We start from the raw sequence: 17,494 nt of genomic DNA on the forward strand, positions 1-17,494 counted from the left end.
ATACCGTAAGATATATCTTATTGTTGCGCAAGAGTGCTGGATGAACGGTAAGCGGCCTATCCCCTGACAGTCATCGGCATTGGCTGGCTCCACCCGGCTGCAGATATCCATTGAGGATCGGCGCCATGCCTTTGAGTACCTGAACCGGTAGTGCTGAAGTAAAGCGAAATGTCTGGGCCGCTCGCCCTGGCACGAAGGCTGTGAGGGTGCCGAAATGATGCTCGCCGATGTAGAACACAAAGGTGGCGGTGCGGTTGATCGATTTGGAGCTGATCACGCGCCCGCCGGCACCAAAGCTTTCGATACGGTTATCGCCGGTACCGGTCTTGCCACCCATGACCAGTGGCGTGCCGTCCGGCAGGGTGAAGCTGCCTTGCGCGCGCCTGGCCGTGCCGGCCTCGACCACCTGCGATAGGGCCTCACGCATGGCGCCAGCGACCTCCGCGGGCAGCACGCGTTTGCCTTGATCAGGGTCGCTGGTCAGGCGCGTGTCGTAGGGTGTGTCGGCGGCGAAGTGGAGAGTGTCGGTGCGCAGTGTCGGCAAGCGAATACCGTCGTTTTGAATGATGCCGATCAGTTCCGCAAGGGCCGCCGGGCGATCGCCCGAGCTACCGATGGCCGTGGCCAGGGACGGCACCAGGTGGTCGAAGGGGTAGCCCAGGCGCTGCCAGCGGCGATGGATGTCGAGAAAGGCCTCGACCTCGAGCATGGTGCGAATACGGCTGTCCCTGGCACTTTTGTGGCGGCTTTTGAATAGCCAGCCATAGACTTCCTGGCGTTCGAAATGGCTGGCGTTGGCCGCTTCGCTGAAGGTTGCCGCAGGGTGCTGGAGCAGGTAGCCCAACAGCCAGAGGTCTAAAGGGTGCACCCGGGCAATGTAGCCCTGGTCGGGTAGGCTCCAGGCCCCAGGGCCATAGGCGTCGTACATCTGCAGCAGCTTTTTGTCGGTCACGGTTTGGCCCTTGGCACGCTCGCGGACGAAGCTGGAAAACGTCTGCAGGTCGGCGTTGGGGTAAAGGTAGCGATGCACGGCGGCGAGGCGTACTGGGGTGGTACGCAGCCCGTCGAGAAAGGTTTCGACCCGTTCCTCGGCCGACTTGCGTTGGTATTTTTTCCAGAACCGCAGCAAGAATTCGGTGCCCTCTTTGTCGGCGAACCGGCTGAGGTAGGGCTGGCGCCGGGGGTCATCGTCGTCCAAGAGCAACTCTGCACCGTTGCTGGGGCCTTGATAGGTGGTGTAGCGCACCAGGTCACGCATCAGGCGAATGAACGGCAGGTTGATGGACTCGCGCAGCGCCTCTTTCATTGTCGGGATACGGCTGTTGTCTTCGCGGCGAAAGTTATTGAAAGTGTGCACACCTCCGCCGGTAAAAAAGCGCTCGGCAGGGCTGGCCGAGTAGCGCCGCTCCAACGCGGCGTCGAGCATTTGCCGCAGGTCGCCATTGCGGTTGGCGATCAGGTAGTCCAAGGCCCAGCGGGTCAGGCGGTCTTGGTCGTCGACTGACACTTTGCGCAATTGCGCTGGGGTTTGCCCGGCGAAACGTTGATGCAGTTCGGCGATGATCTCCAGGTAGGTGGTCATAACGCGCATTTTGGCGGTGGAGCCCAGTTCCAGCTTGCTGCCCTCGTTGACGTCGAAGGGTTGCTCGGTGCTGTCGGTCTGTACCCGTACCCGTGATGCATCGCCGGTGTTTTCGAACAGGGTGAAGCTGTAACTGACTTGCCCGGTATTAGTCGGGCTGAGGAGCCGCTCACCGATCAACCCGATCTGTTGCGCGAAGGCCGGGTCAGCGAGGTGGCGCAGGTACTGGCTGACCTGGGCCTGCAGTTCACCGTTGAGGGTGCTGGTGGCGGCGAGGTCGAGGCGATCGAGGTCATACAGAGGGCGGTTGAGCATGACCGAAAGCCGATTGCGCGCGCTGTTGATGCCCTTGTTGGTTTCCGTCGCCTGCACCGTCGGCAGGCTGACCCAGTCGCGATACTGCAGGGTGGCGCTGAGCGCGGCCTGGGCCAGCTCCGGTGTGAGCACCTGATGGCTGGCCAGCAAACGGATATGGCTGTCGGCCAATTCGTCCAGTTCGGCGTGACCTTTACTCAGGTAATAAGAAGGCCGCCGTTGGGCAATCATCAGCGCCAGTACCTGGCGCAACGCTAGCCCTTGCCTGGCCAGGCTGTCTGCACTGGTGTCGGTGCTGGCTAGGGCCTGGTTGACCTGATCGAACTCTGCGCCATACCAGACCCGCAGGCCCTCGGCCAGGCCATGGACTTCGCCGTGCCCGGGTACCGCCGAGAGTGGCACGCTATTAAGGTAGTCGCGCACCACCCGTTGCCGCGCCTCCAAGGTTTGCGGGCCGTGGGCATAGGCACGCACGCTGGCGGAAACCATCTGGCGGATTTTTTCCGAGCCGGAGAGGGTTAGGCCGTCGGGCGAGTGGCGGTATTTTTCCAACTGTGTCGCCAGGGTGCTGCCGCCTGCCGATTGGCCCGGCAGTGCGAAGACCTTGGCCACCTGTGACCACGCGGCCTTGGCGAACCTGGGCCAGTCGACGGCGGGGTTGAGTTGGGCTTCCTGTGGGTCAAGCAGGCCGCGGTTTTCGATAAACAGCAGGCTGTCGACGATCACCGGGGGGATGGCGTCGAACTGGCCATACAGCTGTTGCGGATAGCGGAACTGGTAGAGCCAGTCACCTTTGCAATCGGTGATCGATAAGCCTGCCTGGGCTTTTTCTACGTAGGGTACGAACAGGCCGCGCTGGGCGTAGCTCATCAAGGCAGGAGAGAAGCGGCTCTGTTGGGCCACCAGGTAGTCGCGCTTGAGCAGGCGCGGGATGAATTGGCCGAGGGCGCTATAGCCCAGGCGTTGGTCGAAAGGGCCGTTGCTTGGGTAGAAAATAGCGTCGCTGGGGCCCTGCTGCAGGGAGTAGTCGAGGGAACGTGCCAGCTGGCTGAACTCACGCGCCTGCAACCAGGAGGTGCGCATTTCGGCCCAGAGAGCCAAGCCTGCGGCCACCACCAAGGCGATGAGTAACAGCCACAACAAACGCCGCCAGTAACGCCGCCGACTGGGCGGCTGGGGCGGTGGGGTAGGGGCCGGATGGTCAGCGACGATCGCGCTCTTCTTGGGTTCTGTCTGCCATAACGCGCCCATAGTATTCAGCCCAGCCGCATAAATTCATCGATCCTGTTCCAAGCGTAGCTGCTGCTGGGCAGAGTTGAGAATTTTGAATGTAACTGGGCTGATCAAAACGCCAAGCTAGTTGAGCATGTCCTTCACCGCCTGTTCCTGCTTCATCAGTTCCTTCTGCCGGGCGTCGATGCGTGAGGCCATTTGGAAGTTGTCGGCCACCCGGCGCTTGGCGAAGTCCAGCTGTTGGATCGCCTGGGAGAAGTCGCCAACCCGCGCGAAGTACTCGGCCCGCGCTTGGTGCAGGCCAACGATGTTGTTGTTCAGGCCGCGGGTTTCGGCCACCAGATACCAGACGTCGGGGTCATCCGGGCGGCTTTTGAGTAGGTCGTCCAAAGCCTTTTCAGCGTCGGCGGTGCGGTTCTGTTTGAGCAGCAGGTCGACCCGCTGCTGGTTCAGGGGGTAGCTGTCGGGGTACAGCGAGCGCATCCGGTCTAGGCGTTGCTGGGCGTCAGCCAAGCGATTGTTGGTTATTTCCAGGTCAATCTGGGCCATGTTGTAGGTACGCCCGTCGGGCGATTTGGCCAACAGCGCCTTGAGGTTTTCGCGGGCCTCGTTCAACTGGCCGCCTTTGATCTGCGCGATTGCCAGGCCATACCGAGCCGTGTCGGATTTGGGGTTTTCTTCGAGCTGGGCGCGAAATTGCTTGGCGGCCATGCCGGGGGTGTCTTCGTACATCAGTTGCGTGCGCGCGCGCATCAGTTGGTACTGCGGGCTGTCTTCTTTACCGCCTGGGGGGGCCTGCTCGGCGCGGTTGCTGGTGTCGGCGATACGTGACTCGGTGACCGGGTGGGTCAACAGGAACTCTGGTGGGCGCCGGCTGCCACCGTACAGGCGCATCAGGCGGCCGAACATGTTGGGCATGTTGCGTGGGTCGTAACCGGCTTTCTCCATATTGATAATGCCGATACGGTCGGCTTCTTGCTCGTTCTGCCGGGAGAAACGCCGTTGCTCCTGGATCGCCGCCGCTTGGCTGCCAGCGATGGCGGCGATACCAGCATCGCCACCGCCAGCGGCGGCGATCACGATACCGGTAAGCAACGCGGCCATCATTGGCACCTGCATACGTTGTTGCGCCTCGACGCCACGGGCGAAATGGCGCTGCGACAAGTGCGCCAGCTCGTGGGCCAGCACGCCGATGTACTCACCTTCGGTCTGGGCATTGAGGAACAGCCCGCCATTGACTCCGACAATTCCCCCGGGGGCCGCAAAGGCGTTCAGCTCTTTGCTGTCGATGAGGATGAATTCCAGGCGCCGGTCTTGTAGCTGGCTGGTCTCTGCCAGGCTGTAGACGCTGGATTCGACGTAGTCCTTGAGTTGTGGGTCAGACAACTGCTTGACCTGACCACGCAGCATCGCCAGCCAGGCGCGGCCGAGTTCGTGTTCCTGTTGCGGGGATACGATGGCAGAGCTGGCATCGCCGAGTGACGGCAGGTCATCGGCCTGGCTTGGGAGTGCCAGCAGGCACGCCAACGTCAGCAGGGTAGGGCGCAGAAAAGACATGCATGACGCTCGGGCAGAGAAAGGCCTTTACTTTAGCCGGGTCGCCACGCGAGAACCAGAGGCGGGCGCGCTTGATGTATTCTGCTGGGCCCTGCCTGGAGAGTTTCCATGACCGAAGCTGTAATAAAGTGTGACGCCGAACTGGATGCCAGCGGTCTTAACTGTCCCTTGCCCCTGCTCAAGGCCAAGATGGCGCTCAACCCGCTCGCCAGCGGTGCGGTCCTTAAAGTCATCGCCACCGACGCTGGCTCGCAACGTGACTTCCGCACATTCGCCAAGTTATCGGGCCACCAGCTGTTGCGCGAAGAGGCCGAAGCCGGGGTCTACTCGTATTGGTTACGCAAAGCCTGAGCGCGCTGCGTTCGCTGGATTCAAAGGATTACCGATGTTCAAAGTGCTTCGCGACTGGATGCAACGCTACTTTTCAAACGAAGAAGCGGTGGTCCTGGCTGTTCTGCTGATACTGGCGTTTACCGCCGTATTGACCCTGGGCGGCATGCTCGCGCCGGTGCTGGCAGGTATGGTCCTGGCGTTCTTGATGCACGGCCTGGTGCACGGCCTGGAGCGCATGCGGGTACCCAGTGGCATGGCAGTGGGGCTGGTCTTTACCTTGTTTGTCGGGGTGTTGGCGGCGTTTATGCTGATTCTGGTGCCGCTGCTCTGGCATCAGTTGATTACCCTGCTCAACGAACTGCCGGGCATGCTCGGTAAATGGCAGTCGCTGTTGTTACTACTGCCTGAGCGTTATCCCCACCTGGTCTCCGACGAGCAGGTGTTGCAGGCCATCGAATCGGTGCGCGGGGAGCTGGGCAAATTCGGCCAGTGGGCCCTGACCTTTTCGTTGTCCAGCCTGCCGCTGCTCGTCAACATCATGATCTATTTCGTGTTGGTGCCGATCCTGGTGTTCTTTTTTCTCAAGGACCGCGAGTTGATTGGGCGCTGGGTGCGTGGCTATCTGCCGCGCGAGCGGGCGCTGATCACGCGGGTGGCGCAGGACATGAACCGGCAGATCGCCAATTACATTCGCGGCAAGGTGATCGAGATTTTTCTCTGCGGGGTCGCCACCTACATCGGCTTTATCGCCATGGGGCTCAACTATGCAGCGCTGCTGGCATTGTTGGTCGGGCTGTCGGCGGTGGTGCCGTACGTGGGAACGGTAGTGGTCACGGTGCCCGTAGCGGCTATTGCGCTATTTCAATGGGGTTGGGGCGACCAGTTTTTCTACCTGATGCTGGTGTATGGGGTCATTCAGGTGCTCGATGGCAACGTGTTGGTACCGCTGCTGTTTTCCGAAGCGGTTAACCTGCACCCGGTGGTGATCATCTGTGCGGTGCTGCTGTTCGGCGGGCTGTGGGGGTTCTGGGGGGTGTTCTTCGCGATACCCTTGGCCACACTGTTCAAAGCGGTGTTGGATGCCTGGCCCAGAGAGCAGCCTCCCGTGGCGCCATTGATCTAAGCCAACGCTGGCAGCGAGGGCGCCCGGCGGCGCGCCCCACTGCGGCAGGCGCCTGGTTCAGACCTTCGGTGTGACCGCAGGTTTGACGACTGGATCGACTTCAGCCACCACCGCCGACTCAGCTTTCTCTTTCATACGCACCAATTCATCGCCAGCACGTTCGATTTTCGCCCGTACCTGGTCGATGTCTTGACGGCCTTTTTCGATCAGGCTTTTGGTCGAGCTATGGCCGGTAACGCCCCGGGCCAAAATGGCGCCGCCAATGGCGATCTGGACCAAGCCAAAGATACCGCCGCGGCGTACGCCCTTACCGAGCATGACGATACCGGTGAAAACGGAACCTGCGCGTTCCCAGCCATGCACGTTTTTCTCGGTGCGTGAGGCGGGAGTGTTGTCTTCGATGACGTTCAGAATATTGCGCTCGCTCATAGGTAGTGCTCCGTGGATGGCATTGATAGTTAGCTGACTGCCAAACACGGTGGCTGTTCCATCGAAGTTATTTGAATTTCGGCCCCGAGCGAGTGTTATTGCCCTTGGCCAGGCGGTCGTAAAGCACCACGTTGACCGTGGCCGCCAGGTTCATGCAACCCTCGGTGGGAATGTAGATGGTGTCTTCGCACCAGGCCCGCACACTGGGGTCGAGGCTGCCATCTTCCGGGCCAAAGATGTAAATAGCGCGATCCGGGTGGGTGTATTCGGGCAACGGGCGCGCGCCTTCGATCAGCTCGACGGCCACCGGTGTACAACCCAGTGGGATGATCTTTTGTAAATCGTCGATACCGATCAACGGAATGTCGTAATGCACCCGTTTGGTGTCGGTGATGAAGTCACGGGCGCGCTCATAGCGTTTGCCGGTGTAGAACACCGAATTGACCCCATAGCAGCCGGCGGCGCGCATCACCGAACCGACATTTTCAGGGGACTTGGGGTTATACAAACCGATACAACTGTAACGTTTATTGGCCAATGGGGGCTCAGTCTTCTTTTTTCATCAGGCCGGCCAAGGCCGCGAAAGGGTTATGGGTCGCCTTGGCGGTTTTTGGGCTGCTGGTGGAGCCTTCGGCGTAATACTGCTGGTCGGTGTAGCGGGAGTGTTCGTTGTCGTGGCAATACAAGCACAGTAACTCCCAGTTGGAGCCGTCCTGGGGGTTGTCGTCATGGTTATGGTTGCGATGGTGCACGGTCAGTTCGCTCAAGCGCTTACCGGCGAACTCACGGGCGCAGCGGCCGCACACGTGCGGATACATTTTCAGGGCTTTGTCGCGGTAGCCGCTTTCGCGTTCGCGCTGGGCATCGGCCAGGATCCGGTCGAGCTTGGCAGTGTGCGGGGTGGACGAACTCATGGGTTCACCTCAAAGGTAAGGACGGTCAGGCTGCATTCTAGCCGTTTGCTCGGCGCGAAGCTCGCTCACACCTGTTGCGCCAACAGTTGCCCATCGGCCATGCGCAAACGTCGGGACATGGCCACGGCCAGGGCACGGATTATTTTGGCGGCGATGCGCGGGGCTTCGGCGAGCATTTTTTCCAGGGAGTCCTTGCCCAGCATGAGCAGGCGACACTCATTGGCAGCGATGCAACTGGCCGAACGGCGTTCGCCATCGAGCACCGCCATTTCGCCGAAGGCCCCTTTGCGCAGGGTCGCGACTTCGACTTCCAGGCCTTCGGCATTGGTCTTGCGCACCGAAACCCAACCCGAGTGCAAAATGCACATGAAGGTACCAGCGTCGCCTTCCTGGAAAATACTGTCGCCCTTGGCCATGGTTGCGATGCTGAAGTAGCCCGAGACGCCGCTGAATTCTGACGGCGACAAGGCATCGAACAGGCCGCAGTCCAGCAGCATGTTACGGATTTCATTATTGAGATGAGTGGCGTCAGACATGATCGCGATCTTATCAGGGGCTAGGACTAGCGCCGACCAGTTGGCCGGCGCTAGTGGGTTGGACAACGGGGTAACGCATTTATACCTTGCCGAGTACTTTGAATATAAACCCATACTCCAAGGCCACGTCACGTAGGCCTTGGTAGCGGCCACTCATGCCACCGTGCCCCGCGCCGAGTTCGGTCTTGAGTAATAGCAGGCTGTCATTGCTGCGGGTAGCCCGCAGGCGTGCGACCCATTTCGCAGCCTCCCAATACTGCACCCGGCTATCGTTGTAACCGGCGATCACCAGCATGGCCGGGTAGGCCTGGGGCCGCACGTTTTCGTAAGGTGCATAGGCCTTGATGCGCTGGTAGACCTCGGGGTCTTGCGGGTTGCCCCATTCGTCGTACTCGGTGACGGTCAGCGGCAGCTCGGGGTCGAGCATGGTATTGAGCACGTCGACGAATGGCACTTCGGCAATCGCTGCCTTGAACAGCTCCGGGCGTTGGTTGAGCACCGCACCGATCAGCAGGCCGCCGGCGCTGCCACCGCTGATGACCAACTGCTCGGACGTAGTGATGGCTTGCTCGACCAAGTGTTCGGCACACGCGATGAAGTCGCTGAAGGTATTGGCCTTATGCGCCTGCTTGCCGCCCCGGTACCAGGCTTCGCCCAATTCGCCGCCGCCGCGCACGTGGGCGATGGCAAAGGCCACGCCACGCTCCAGCAGGCTCAAGCGCGCGTGGGAGAACCAAGGGTCGAGGCTGCTGCCATAGGCGCCATAACCGTAAAGGTACAGCGGCATGGGCTGGCCCACATGTTCGCGGCGGCAGACCAGGCTGATCGGCACTTGCGTGCCATCGGGGGCGCGGGCCCACAGGCGCTGGCTGACATAATCGTCGGCATTGAAAGTACCCAGCACCGGAGTTTCCTTGAGCACCTGCTGCTCGCCGTCGGCCAGGTTCAACTGGCGTACCTGCGCAGGGCGGTTCAGCGACTCATAACGCAGGCGGATGCAGGGGCTGGCGAACTCCAGGCTGTCTTGCACATACAGGCTGTAGGCCGCGTCGGGCAGTTGCACACGGTAGGCGTCCAGCCCCTGGGGGTGGACTTCGATGATCGGCAGGCCGCCTTCGCGCAAGCTTAAAGTAAAGGCCGAGGCGTTCAGGGTGAGCCCTTCGAGCATCACCTGGTCACGATGGGCGATCAGGGTTTGCCACTGCTCGCGCAGCGCAGGCTGGCCATGGTCGGCCGCGTGGTACAGGGCGAAGTTAATGCCGGCCTGATTGCTGCGGATGAACCAAGTCCAGGCGCCCTGCAACTGGCCATGATCCACCGAATACTCATGGCCTTCGGTACGCGGCGCCAGGCAGGTGAAAGCCTCGTGGGGGGTACTGGCGTCCAATACCCAGGCTTCGCTGGTGGTTTTGCTGTCCAGGGAGATGATCAACTGGCGTTCGGAGCTCGAACGATAACAGTGCAGGAAAAACCGCCCGTCGCTTTCCTCGAATACCGGTTCCGCCAGGTTGCTGCCCACGCTATGCCGGTAAAGCTTGTAGGGGCGGTGGGTGTCGTCCAGCTCCCCGAAGAACAATGTCTGGCTGTCGTTGGCCCAGGTCATGCTGCCGTCGCAATCGTCGAAGGGTAGTTCGCGCACGTAGCCGCTGGCGAGATCCTTGACGTACAGGCGGTAGATTTCGTCGCCGCTGGTATCCAGGCTGTAGGCCAACTGGCCATGGTCGGGGCTGATGCTGAAAGCCCCCAACGAGAGAAAACCGCCATTGGCCAGTTCGTTCGGGTCGAGCAACAGTTGTTCGGCGCTTTCGTCCACCGTGGGTGAGCCATCGGCAGGACGTGGGCAGCGGTAATGGCGGGCATATTCGTCGCCCGCGGTGGTGCGGCTGTAATACAGGTAAGGGCCCCAGGGCGATGCCAGGGACAAATCGGTCTCGCGGATGCGCGCTTTGATTTCTTCGAACAGCGCTTCGCGCAGGGGCGCTTGGTCGGCCAGTTGCGCTTCCTGCCAGGCATTTTCTGCCTTGAGGTAATCCAGCACCTCAGGGCTGTCGCGCTCTTGCAGCCAGGCGTAAGGGTCGTTACCTGGGGCTGGGCGGGCGACGGGGGCGTGCTGTGCGGTGGGCATGGGCGGTCCTTGGGCTGGCGCAGGGAGCCAGGTTCCGGTAGTGGCCTGACGGCGGGGGGCGCCTGCGCGATCAAAAGTCGTTATCATAAGCGCCTATTCGCTCGCCTTGCCACGGACACCATGACAGAAAATGACTATCTCCACGCCTGGGCCGTCTACGCTATCGCTGCTGTAGGCTGCCTATGGGTGTGGTTCAAGCTCACCGGCTGGATGTGGCGCTACCTTCGCGAACCGCTGCGGGTGCTGGTCGCGGTGCTACTGTTCACCCCCACTATCGTCGATCCGGTCAAAGACCTCTACGCGCCGGCGGTGGCCATCAGCGCCCTTGATCTAGTGTTCAAGGTCGGTGGCAATGTCTGGCGGGCGGCTTCGGACCTTTCCATGTACACCTTGTTCGCCTTCGTGGCTTACCTGGTGTTCGTGCTGGTCCGTTGGCCGTTCCTCAAGCGTGCCCGCGAGCGCCGCGAAGCCGCTGCCGCACGTGAGGCGGCGGCGCAAACCGAGCAGGGCACCGAAGTGGCCGACCCCGAGCCTTCTGGCCGAGCAGACCCGCGCTACGCCGAAGCTGTTGCACCTGCCCCCTCCAGCCGCTTGCGAGTCGAGCCAAAGCTCTGAGCCGGCCTTCATGACGGAACCCAAGCATGTGTGAACTTCTGGGCATGAGCGCCAATGTGCCGACCGACATCGTGTTCAGCTTCACCGGGCTGATGCAGCGCGGCGGCCGCACCGGCCCGCACCGTGACGGCTGGGGCATCGCCTTTTACGAAGGGCGCGGCTTGCGCCTGTTCCAGGACCCAGCGGCGAGCTGCGAGTCGCAGGTGGCGGAGTTGGTGCAGCGTTACCCGATCAAAAGCGAAGTGGTCATCGGCCATATCCGCCAGGCCAATGTCGGCAAGGTCTGCCTAGCCAACACTCACCCTTTCGTGCGTGAGCTGTGGGGGCGTAATTGGTGCTTCGCCCACAACGGCCAATTGGCCGACTTCCACCCGGACGCCACCTTCTACCGGCCCGTGGGCGACACCGACAGTGAAGCGGCCTTCTGTGACCTGCTCAATCGGGTACGCAGCGCTTTCCCCGAACCAGTCGAAGCCCAGGCTCTGCTGCCTATCCTGGTGCAGGCTTGCGCCGACTATCGCCGCCAAGGGGTATTCAATTGTCTATTGAGTGACGGTGACTGGCTGTTCTGCTTTTGTTCGAGCAAGTTGGCCCATATTACCCGCCGGGCACCTTTCGGCCCGGCGCGTCTCAAAGACGTGGACGTGATTGTCGACTTCCAGGCCGAGACCACGCCTAACGATGTGGTCACGGTCATTGCCACCGAGCCACTGACCGAAAACGAAAACTGGAACCGCTACCAGCCAGGCGACTGGAGCCTGTGGCGACGCGGCGAATGCGTGGCCACTGGCAGCACTGATAAGGAGTAGGGCCGATGTTGCGAAGCTACCTGCGGTTGGTGCTGTTTACCCTGGGGTTACTGGTGGGTGTGCAGGTACCGGGTGTCATCACCGATTACAGCCAACGCGTCGAGGCCCATCGCCTGGAAGCGCGGGAAAGCCTGAAAGGCTTCAACGAGACCGCGCAACGTTTCTTCAACGGCGATCTGCAGGCGCTGGTGGCTTATTACCGCGCCAGCGAAGACCCAGTGTTTCGTAGCGACGCTGAAAGCATCAATAACGTTCTCAGCCGCAATCAACTGCTCGAACGTGAGTGGCAGGCGCTGCAGGGGCCTTGGTATGCCCGTGCATGGCATGTGCTAAGTGCCGCCGATCCAGAACTGCGTGACGAAACCCTCAATGGCTACAGCTACCAGGTGCTGCTGGCGCCTGCGGCGATTGCCTGGGGCCTGGCCGGTGCCTTGGTATTGTCGGCATTGGTGGAAAGCGTGTTGGTGGGCCTGGCCTGGGTGGCCGGGTTTGGCCGCCGCAGGCCGGTGGTGCGGCGAGACTGGTAATCCGGTAGAAGCCGCCTATTTCGCCAGAAAGCGCATACCTTCCTCAAGCCCGCTGAGGGTCAGCGGGTACATCTGGTCGCCGATCAACTCGCGCACCAGATGGGTCGAGGCGGTATAGCCCCATGTATCCTTCGGGTAGGGGTTGATCCAGATAAGTTTCTTGTAGGTCTCAGTGAAGCGGCGCAGCCAAACGTGCCCGGCTTCTTCGTTCCAGTGCTCGACGCTGCCGCCAGGCTGGGTGATTTCATAGGGCGCCATGGCGGCATCGCCGATGAAGATCACTTTGTAGTCTGCGCCGTATTTATGCAGCAGGTCGTGGGTGGCGATACGTTCGGCATTGCGCCGCAGGTTGTTTTTCCACACGGTTTCATACACGCAGTTGTGGAAGTAAAAGTACTCCATATGCTTGAACTCGGTGCGGCAGGCCGAGAACAGTTCTTCGCAGGCTTTGACGTGGGCGTCCATGGAACCGCCGATATCGAACAGCAGCAGTAGCTTGACGTTATTGCGCCGCTCGGGGCGCAGTTGGATGTTGAGCAGCCCGGCATCGCGAGCGGTGTGGTCAATCGTGCCGTCGATATCGAGTTCATCAGCAGCGCCCTGGCGCGCGAACTGGCGCAGGCGACGCAGGGCCACCTTGATATTGCGCGTGCCCAGTTCAACTTGGTCGTCTAGGTTGCGGTACTCGCGTTGGTCCCAGACCTTGACCGCTTTGCCTTGGCGCTCGCCCGCATCGCCCACCCGTATGCCTTCCGGGTTGTAGCCGCCGGACCCGAAGGGGCTGGTGCCGCCCGTGCCGATCCACTTGTTGCCGCCGGCGTGGCGCGCCTTCTGCTCGTCCAAGCGTTGTTTGAACGCCTCGATCAGTTGGTCGAGGCCGCCGAGTGATTGGATTTGTGCGCGCTCTTCAGCGCTCAATGATCGCTCGAATTCCTTACGCAGCCATTCTTCGGGGATCAAGGCTTGGAGGTGGTCGTCGAGGTTCTGCAGGCCGTTAAAATAAGCGCCGAACGCGCGGTCGAACTTATCGAAGTGGCGTTCATCCTTGACCAGAATGGCCCGGGCCAGATAGTAGAATTCGTCCATGTCGGCGAATACCACGCGCTGTTCCAGGGCGCGGATCAGGTCCAACAGCTCGCGCACCGACACCGGTACTTTCGCGGCGCGCATTTCATTGAAGAGGTTGAGCAGCATGGCTGTCGCCCTTGGTTCGTATGGACAGGTTCAGCGATTACCGCGCCGGCTCATGAACGCCAGGCGTTCGAGCAATTGCACGTCTTGCTCGTTTTTCACCAGCGCCCCTGCCAGGGGTGGGATCGCTTTGGTGGGGTCGCGCTCGCGCAGTACGGCCTCACCGATGTCATCGGCCATCAGCAGTTTCAGCCAGTCGACCAGCTCGGAAGTCGAGGGTTTTTTCTTCAGGCCAGGCACTTTGCGGACGTCGAAAAACACGTCCAGGGCTTCACTGACCAGGCTCTGCTTGATGGTTGGAAAGTGCACGTCGACGATTTTCTGCAGCGTGGCGCGGTCGGGGAAAGCGATGTAATGGAAGAAGCAGCGACGCAGGAAGGCGTCGGGTAATTCCTTTTCATTATTCGAGGTGATGATAATGATGGGGCGATGCCGGGCTTTGATGGTCTCGTCGGTTTCATAGACATAGAATTCCATCTTGTCGAGTTCTTGCAACAAGTCGTTAGGGAACTCGATGTCGGCCTTGTCGATTTCATCGATCAGCAATACGACCCGCTCGTCAGCCTCGAACGCTTCCCAAAGCTTGCCCTTCTTCAGGTAATTGCGCACGTCATGAACCCGGTCGACCCCCAGTTGCGAGTCGCGCAGGCGGCTCACAGCGTCGTATTCATAAAGGCCCTGGTGGGCCTTGGTGGTCGACTTGATATGCCAGGTGATCAGCTTGACGCCCAGGGACTCAGCCAGTTGTTCGGCCAGCAGGGTCTTACCGGTGCCCGGTTCGCCTTTGACCAGCAAGGGGCGCTGCAGGGTGATCGCCGCATTGACCGCCAATTTCAGGTCGGCGGTGGCGATATAGGCGCCGGTGCCTTCAAATTTCATTGAAGCTTCCTCGAACGGTTAGAAACTCTGGCGCGGACTATAGACCAGTGCCGCGCCACTGACCAAACACCACGGTGTTACTTGGCTTGAGGCGCCGGCTGCTCGTAGCGGGCGTTGAACGCCTGCACGAAACCATTGCGCAGGATCTGCCAAAAGGCCTGCAGCCCGCTGATGTTCTGCTGGTGCACATTGCCACTGAGGGTGACGCGGGTGGCGAACTGGTTTTCGTTCTGGTTTTTCAACACGGTTTCGCTACCCCCGACCACGGCTTCCCAGATGGAACGCAGGATGCCTTTGTCCTGGTTCTGCACATCTTGCTGCCAATTAAACACATCGACATTGTGCAGCAGTGGTTTGATATAGCCGCTCAACTGGCCTTTGTCGGCGTCCGCCTCAATGACCAGGTCGCCGGTGCCGGCGTTAAAGTCGAACTTGCCATAGGCGCTGGAAAAACTGTTCAGGCGGCGCAACTCCACACCCGTGGCCCGCAGGCGGAATTCAAAGTCTTCGAAATCGCTGAGCGGGTCGAAAGTAGCGGTGCTTTCCACAGGCGCTTGGCCAAACAGCAGCGCCTTACCCTCGAAACGCGCGTCGCGCTTGCCTTGCAGGTCTTGCACATTGGTGAGGTTATACAGGCTGGCATTGACTTGATTGGCCCGCAGCTCGACCTTGGGTTTGGAGTTGTAGTTGCGAAAGGTCAAGGTGCCATCGATGATGCGCACCTCATTGAGGGTCAGTGGCACGATTTTCTTCACCTGCTCGCGCCAATCGGTGCCGGCACCGGTCTGGGAGGCTTCCTTGTCGTTGGCGCCGCCGTCGACGAAGTTCAATTCCGGGCGCAGCAATTCACCTTCCGCCACTACCGCATGGTCGTACCACAGCGAATGCCAACTGACGGCTAGGTCGATTTGCGCAACTTTGAGCAAAGGCACTGGCACCTTGCCGTCGGCTTTGACGATCTCCAGGTCCTGGATGCGGTAGGCCCCGCGCCACAGCTCCAGTTTGACATCACCGATTTGGCCGCTGTAATCGCCCATGTTTTGCAGCTTTTCGTTGAGGTAGTTGCGCACCAGCACCGAAAGTGCCACGTGCAGAGACAACAACAGGGTCACCAGGATGCACAAGGTGATTAATGGCCAGCGGTAGCGACGTCTCATGGAAAAGTTCCGTAACGTTAGTACAGTGATGGACTGTGCCAGGTCGATTCCGTTCGACTGGACTCGCTCACGCGCCCGGCATACCCTTTGGCTTTTCGCTGGTGTTAAAAGGACCCTACCATGAGCCGAATCTACGCCGACAACGCCCACTCTATCGGTAATACGCCGCTGGTGCAGATCAATCGTCTGGCCCCGCGGGGCGTCACCGTGCTGGCGAAAATCGAGGGCCGCAACCCGGGTTACTCGGTCAAATGCCGTATTGGCGCCAGCATGATCTGGGACGCCGAAAGCACGGGCAAACTGAAAACCGGCATGACCATCGTCGAACCGACCTCCGGCAACACGGGTATCGGCCTGGCCTTCGTGGCCGCCGCCCGCGGCTATAAACTGATGCTGACCATGCCAGCGTCCATGAGCCTGGAGCGGCGCAAAGTGCTCAAGGCGCTGGGCGCCGAACTGGTGTTGACCGAAGCGGCCAAGGGCATGAAGGGCGCCATCGAGAAGGCTGCCGAGATACTCGCCAGCGACCCTCAGCAGTATTTTATGCCGCAGCAGTTCGAAAACCCCGCGAACCCGGCGATCCACGAGAAGACCACCGGGCCGGAAATCTGGAATGACACCGATGGCGCGGTCGACGTGCTGGTCGCAGGCGTCGGCACCGGGGGCACCATCACGGGTATTTCCCGTTACATCAAACAAGTGCAGAAAAAGTCTATCGTCAGTGTAGCGGTCGAGCCCATTGGCTCGCCCATCATTACCCAGGCACTGGCCGGTCAGCCGATTACCCCCGCGCCGCACAAAATCCAAGGAATCGGCGCAGGTTTCATTCCGAAAAACCTCGATTTGAGCCTACTCGACCGGGTCGAGCTGGTCAGCGACGACGAAGCCAAGGCCGTGGCCCTACGCTTGATGCAGGAGGAGGGCATCCTCTGCGGTATTTCCTGCGGCGCAGCCATGGCAGCGGCGCTGCGCCTGGCCGAGAAGCCGGAAATGCAGGGCAAGACCATCGTGGTGATCCTGCCGGACTCCGGCGAGCGCTACCTCTCCAGCATGCTGTTCAGCGACCTGTTCAGCGAGCAAGAGCTGCAAGCGTGAGTTGATCCAGCGCAGGTAGCGGACGAATGTCATGTGCTGCGGGTTTTTGCCGACGCCGCCAGGGTTTATCATGGCGGACTGCCCATCCATGGAGTTGTTGCATGACCCTCTCGTTCGCCGCCAAGGCCGCCTTGCTTCTGCTATTTCTAGGGAGCACGCTCTACGTTCATTTGCGTGGCAAGGCGCGGTTGCCGGTACTGCGCCAATTCGTCAACCATTCGGCGTTGTTTGCCCCCTATAACGCCCTGATGTATCTGTTTTCCGCTGTGCCGTCCAAGCCGTATCTGGACCGCAGCAAGTTCCCGGAGCTCGACACCCTGCGTGACAACTGGGAAACCATCCGCGAAGAAGCCCTGCACCTGTTCGACGAAGGCTACATTCGGGCAGCTGAAAAAAATAACGATGCGGGGTTTGGCTCGTTCTTCAAGAAGGGCTGGAAGCGCTTTTACCTGAAGTGGTACGACAAATCCCTGCCCTCCGCAGATTTGCTCTGCCCCAAGACTGTCGCGCTGGTCAACAGCATTCCTAATGTCAAAGGCGCGATGTTCGCGCTATTGCCGGGTGGTAGTCACTTGAATCCTCATCGCGACCCGTTCGCCGGGTCGTTGCGTTATCACTTGGGCTTATCCACGCCTAATTCGGACGATTGCCGCATCTATGTCGACGGCCAGGTGTACGCCTGGCGTGACGGGCAAGACGTCATGTTCGATGAGACCTACGTGCACTGGGTGAAGAATGAAACCGAGCACACGCGGGTTATCCTGTTCTGCGACATCGAACGGCCCCTCAGCAATCGTTTTATGACCCGCATCAACCGAAGCGTCAGCGCATTTCTGGGGCGCGCCACAGCGCCGCAGAACCTGGATGACGAGCGGGTCGGCGGGATCAACCGCGCCTACGCCTTCAGCAAACGCTTCAGCGATGGCTTCAGCGGCAAGGTCAAACGCTTCAAGCGCGCCAACCCCAAGGCTTACCGGATATTGCGCCCGGTATTGGCCGTTGCTGTTTTGACGTTGCTGGGCTACTGGCTCTTCGGTTGATTATCAGCGATCAGGCCCTGGGTAGGGGCCTGGC

General features: G+C 60.5%; 17 protein-coding genes. 7 read left to right on the forward strand and 10 right to left on the reverse strand.

What is annotated here, in order from left to right:
* Positions 1-70: 70 nt before the first annotated feature.
* Both QCL65_RS06905 and QCL65_RS06910 read right to left on the reverse strand, forming a co-directional pair.
* Positions 71-3,148, reverse strand: coding sequence for a transglycosylase domain-containing protein (locus tag QCL65_RS06905; RefSeq protein WP_407315505.1), 3,078 nt, complete (start codon positions 3,146-3,148; stop codon positions 71-73).
* 105 nt (positions 3,149-3,253) lie between these two features.
* The gene (locus QCL65_RS06910) at positions 3,254-4,687 is read right to left on the reverse strand and encodes a M48 family metalloprotease (RefSeq protein ID WP_407315506.1); all 1,434 of its coding nucleotides are present in this window, start codon (positions 4,685-4,687) and stop codon (positions 3,254-3,256) included.
* Between the two features lie 108 nt (positions 4,688-4,795).
* Here QCL65_RS06910 and QCL65_RS06915 point away from each other — a divergent pair, with 108 nt between their 5' ends.
* Positions 4,796-5,038, forward strand: a complete 243-nt coding sequence (locus tag QCL65_RS06915; protein ID WP_407315507.1) for a sulfurtransferase TusA family protein — start codon at positions 4,796-4,798, stop codon at positions 5,036-5,038.
* 34 nt (positions 5,039-5,072) lie between these two features.
* Entirely contained in the window at positions 5,073-6,143 is a 1,071-nt protein-coding gene (locus tag QCL65_RS06920; RefSeq protein WP_407315508.1) for an AI-2E family transporter, read from the forward strand.
* A 57-nt stretch (positions 6,144-6,200) separates the two neighbouring features.
* Here QCL65_RS06920 and QCL65_RS06925 read toward each other — a convergent pair whose 3' ends face one another.
* From QCL65_RS06925 to QCL65_RS06945, 5 genes are all read right to left on the reverse strand, one after another.
* Entirely contained in the window at positions 6,201-6,572 is a 372-nt protein-coding gene (locus QCL65_RS06925; RefSeq protein WP_407315509.1) for a DUF2892 domain-containing protein, read from the reverse strand.
* A 67-nt stretch (positions 6,573-6,639) separates the two neighbouring features.
* Positions 6,640-7,110, reverse strand: coding sequence for an RNA methyltransferase (locus QCL65_RS06930; RefSeq protein ID WP_407315510.1), 471 nt, complete (start codon positions 7,108-7,110; stop codon positions 6,640-6,642).
* Positions 7,111-7,117: 7 nt separating this feature from the next.
* Entirely contained in the window at positions 7,118-7,486 is a 369-nt protein-coding gene (locus QCL65_RS06935; RefSeq protein ID WP_407315511.1) for a YajD family HNH nuclease, read from the reverse strand.
* A 65-nt stretch (positions 7,487-7,551) separates the two neighbouring features.
* Positions 7,552-8,022: a cyclic nucleotide-binding domain-containing protein gene (locus QCL65_RS06940; RefSeq protein ID WP_407315512.1), complete on the reverse strand. Its 471-nt coding sequence runs from the start codon at positions 8,020-8,022 to the stop codon at positions 7,552-7,554.
* Positions 8,023-8,101: 79 nt separating this feature from the next.
* On the reverse strand, positions 8,102-10,147 hold the full coding sequence (locus QCL65_RS06945) for a S9 family peptidase (protein WP_407315513.1): 2,046 nt from the start codon (positions 10,145-10,147) through the stop codon (positions 8,102-8,104).
* 120 nt (positions 10,148-10,267) lie between these two features.
* On the opposite strand from QCL65_RS06945, the gene QCL65_RS06950 reads away from it, so the two are divergent.
* Genes QCL65_RS06950 through QCL65_RS06960 form a run of 3 tightly spaced genes read left to right on the forward strand, consistent with a single transcriptional unit; the run spans position 10,268 to position 12,098 of the window.
* A complete protein-coding gene (locus tag QCL65_RS06950; RefSeq protein WP_407315514.1) occupies positions 10,268-10,762 on the forward strand; it encodes an MFS transporter in 495 nt (164 codons plus the stop codon).
* Between the two features lie 26 nt (positions 10,763-10,788).
* Positions 10,789-11,571: a class II glutamine amidotransferase gene (locus QCL65_RS06955; RefSeq protein ID WP_407315515.1), complete on the forward strand. Its 783-nt coding sequence runs from the start codon at positions 10,789-10,791 to the stop codon at positions 11,569-11,571.
* A gap of 5 nt (positions 11,572-11,576) precedes the next feature.
* Positions 11,577-12,098, forward strand: coding sequence for a DUF2937 family protein (locus QCL65_RS06960; protein WP_407315516.1), 522 nt, complete (start codon positions 11,577-11,579; stop codon positions 12,096-12,098).
* A 15-nt stretch (positions 12,099-12,113) separates the two neighbouring features.
* Here the strand turns inward: QCL65_RS06960 and QCL65_RS06965 are convergent, their stop codons facing one another.
* The 3 genes from QCL65_RS06965 to QCL65_RS06975 all read right to left on the reverse strand — a co-directional run bounded on the left by QCL65_RS06965 (position 12,114) and on the right by QCL65_RS06975 (position 15,325).
* Positions 12,114-13,292: a vWA domain-containing protein gene (locus QCL65_RS06965; RefSeq protein ID WP_407315518.1), complete on the reverse strand. Its 1,179-nt coding sequence runs from the start codon at positions 13,290-13,292 to the stop codon at positions 12,114-12,116.
* A gap of 30 nt (positions 13,293-13,322) precedes the next feature.
* A complete protein-coding gene (locus QCL65_RS06970) occupies positions 13,323-14,168 on the reverse strand; it encodes an AAA family ATPase (protein ID WP_407315519.1) in 846 nt (281 codons plus the stop codon).
* Positions 14,169-14,245: 77 nt separating this feature from the next.
* A complete protein-coding gene (locus QCL65_RS06975) occupies positions 14,246-15,325 on the reverse strand; it encodes a DUF748 domain-containing protein (RefSeq protein ID WP_407315520.1) in 1,080 nt (359 codons plus the stop codon).
* A gap of 120 nt (positions 15,326-15,445) precedes the next feature.
* On the opposite strand from QCL65_RS06975, the gene cysK reads away from it, so the two are divergent.
* Both cysK and QCL65_RS06985 read left to right on the forward strand, forming a co-directional pair.
* Positions 15,446-16,420, forward strand: a complete 975-nt coding sequence (gene cysK / locus QCL65_RS06980; RefSeq protein ID WP_407315521.1) for a cysteine synthase A — start codon at positions 15,446-15,448, stop codon at positions 16,418-16,420.
* Positions 16,421-16,521: 101 nt separating this feature from the next.
* Positions 16,522-17,460 (forward strand): aspartyl/asparaginyl beta-hydroxylase domain-containing protein, encoded by a 939-nt coding sequence (locus tag QCL65_RS06985; protein ID WP_407315522.1) that lies wholly within the window; start codon positions 16,522-16,524, stop codon positions 17,458-17,460.
* Positions 17,461-17,494 lie beyond the last annotated feature (34 nt).

The sequence above is a fragment of the Pseudomonas sp. nanlin1 genome (assembly GCF_045571515.1).
Lineage (GTDB): Bacteria > Pseudomonadota > Gammaproteobacteria > Pseudomonadales > Pseudomonadaceae > Aquipseudomonas.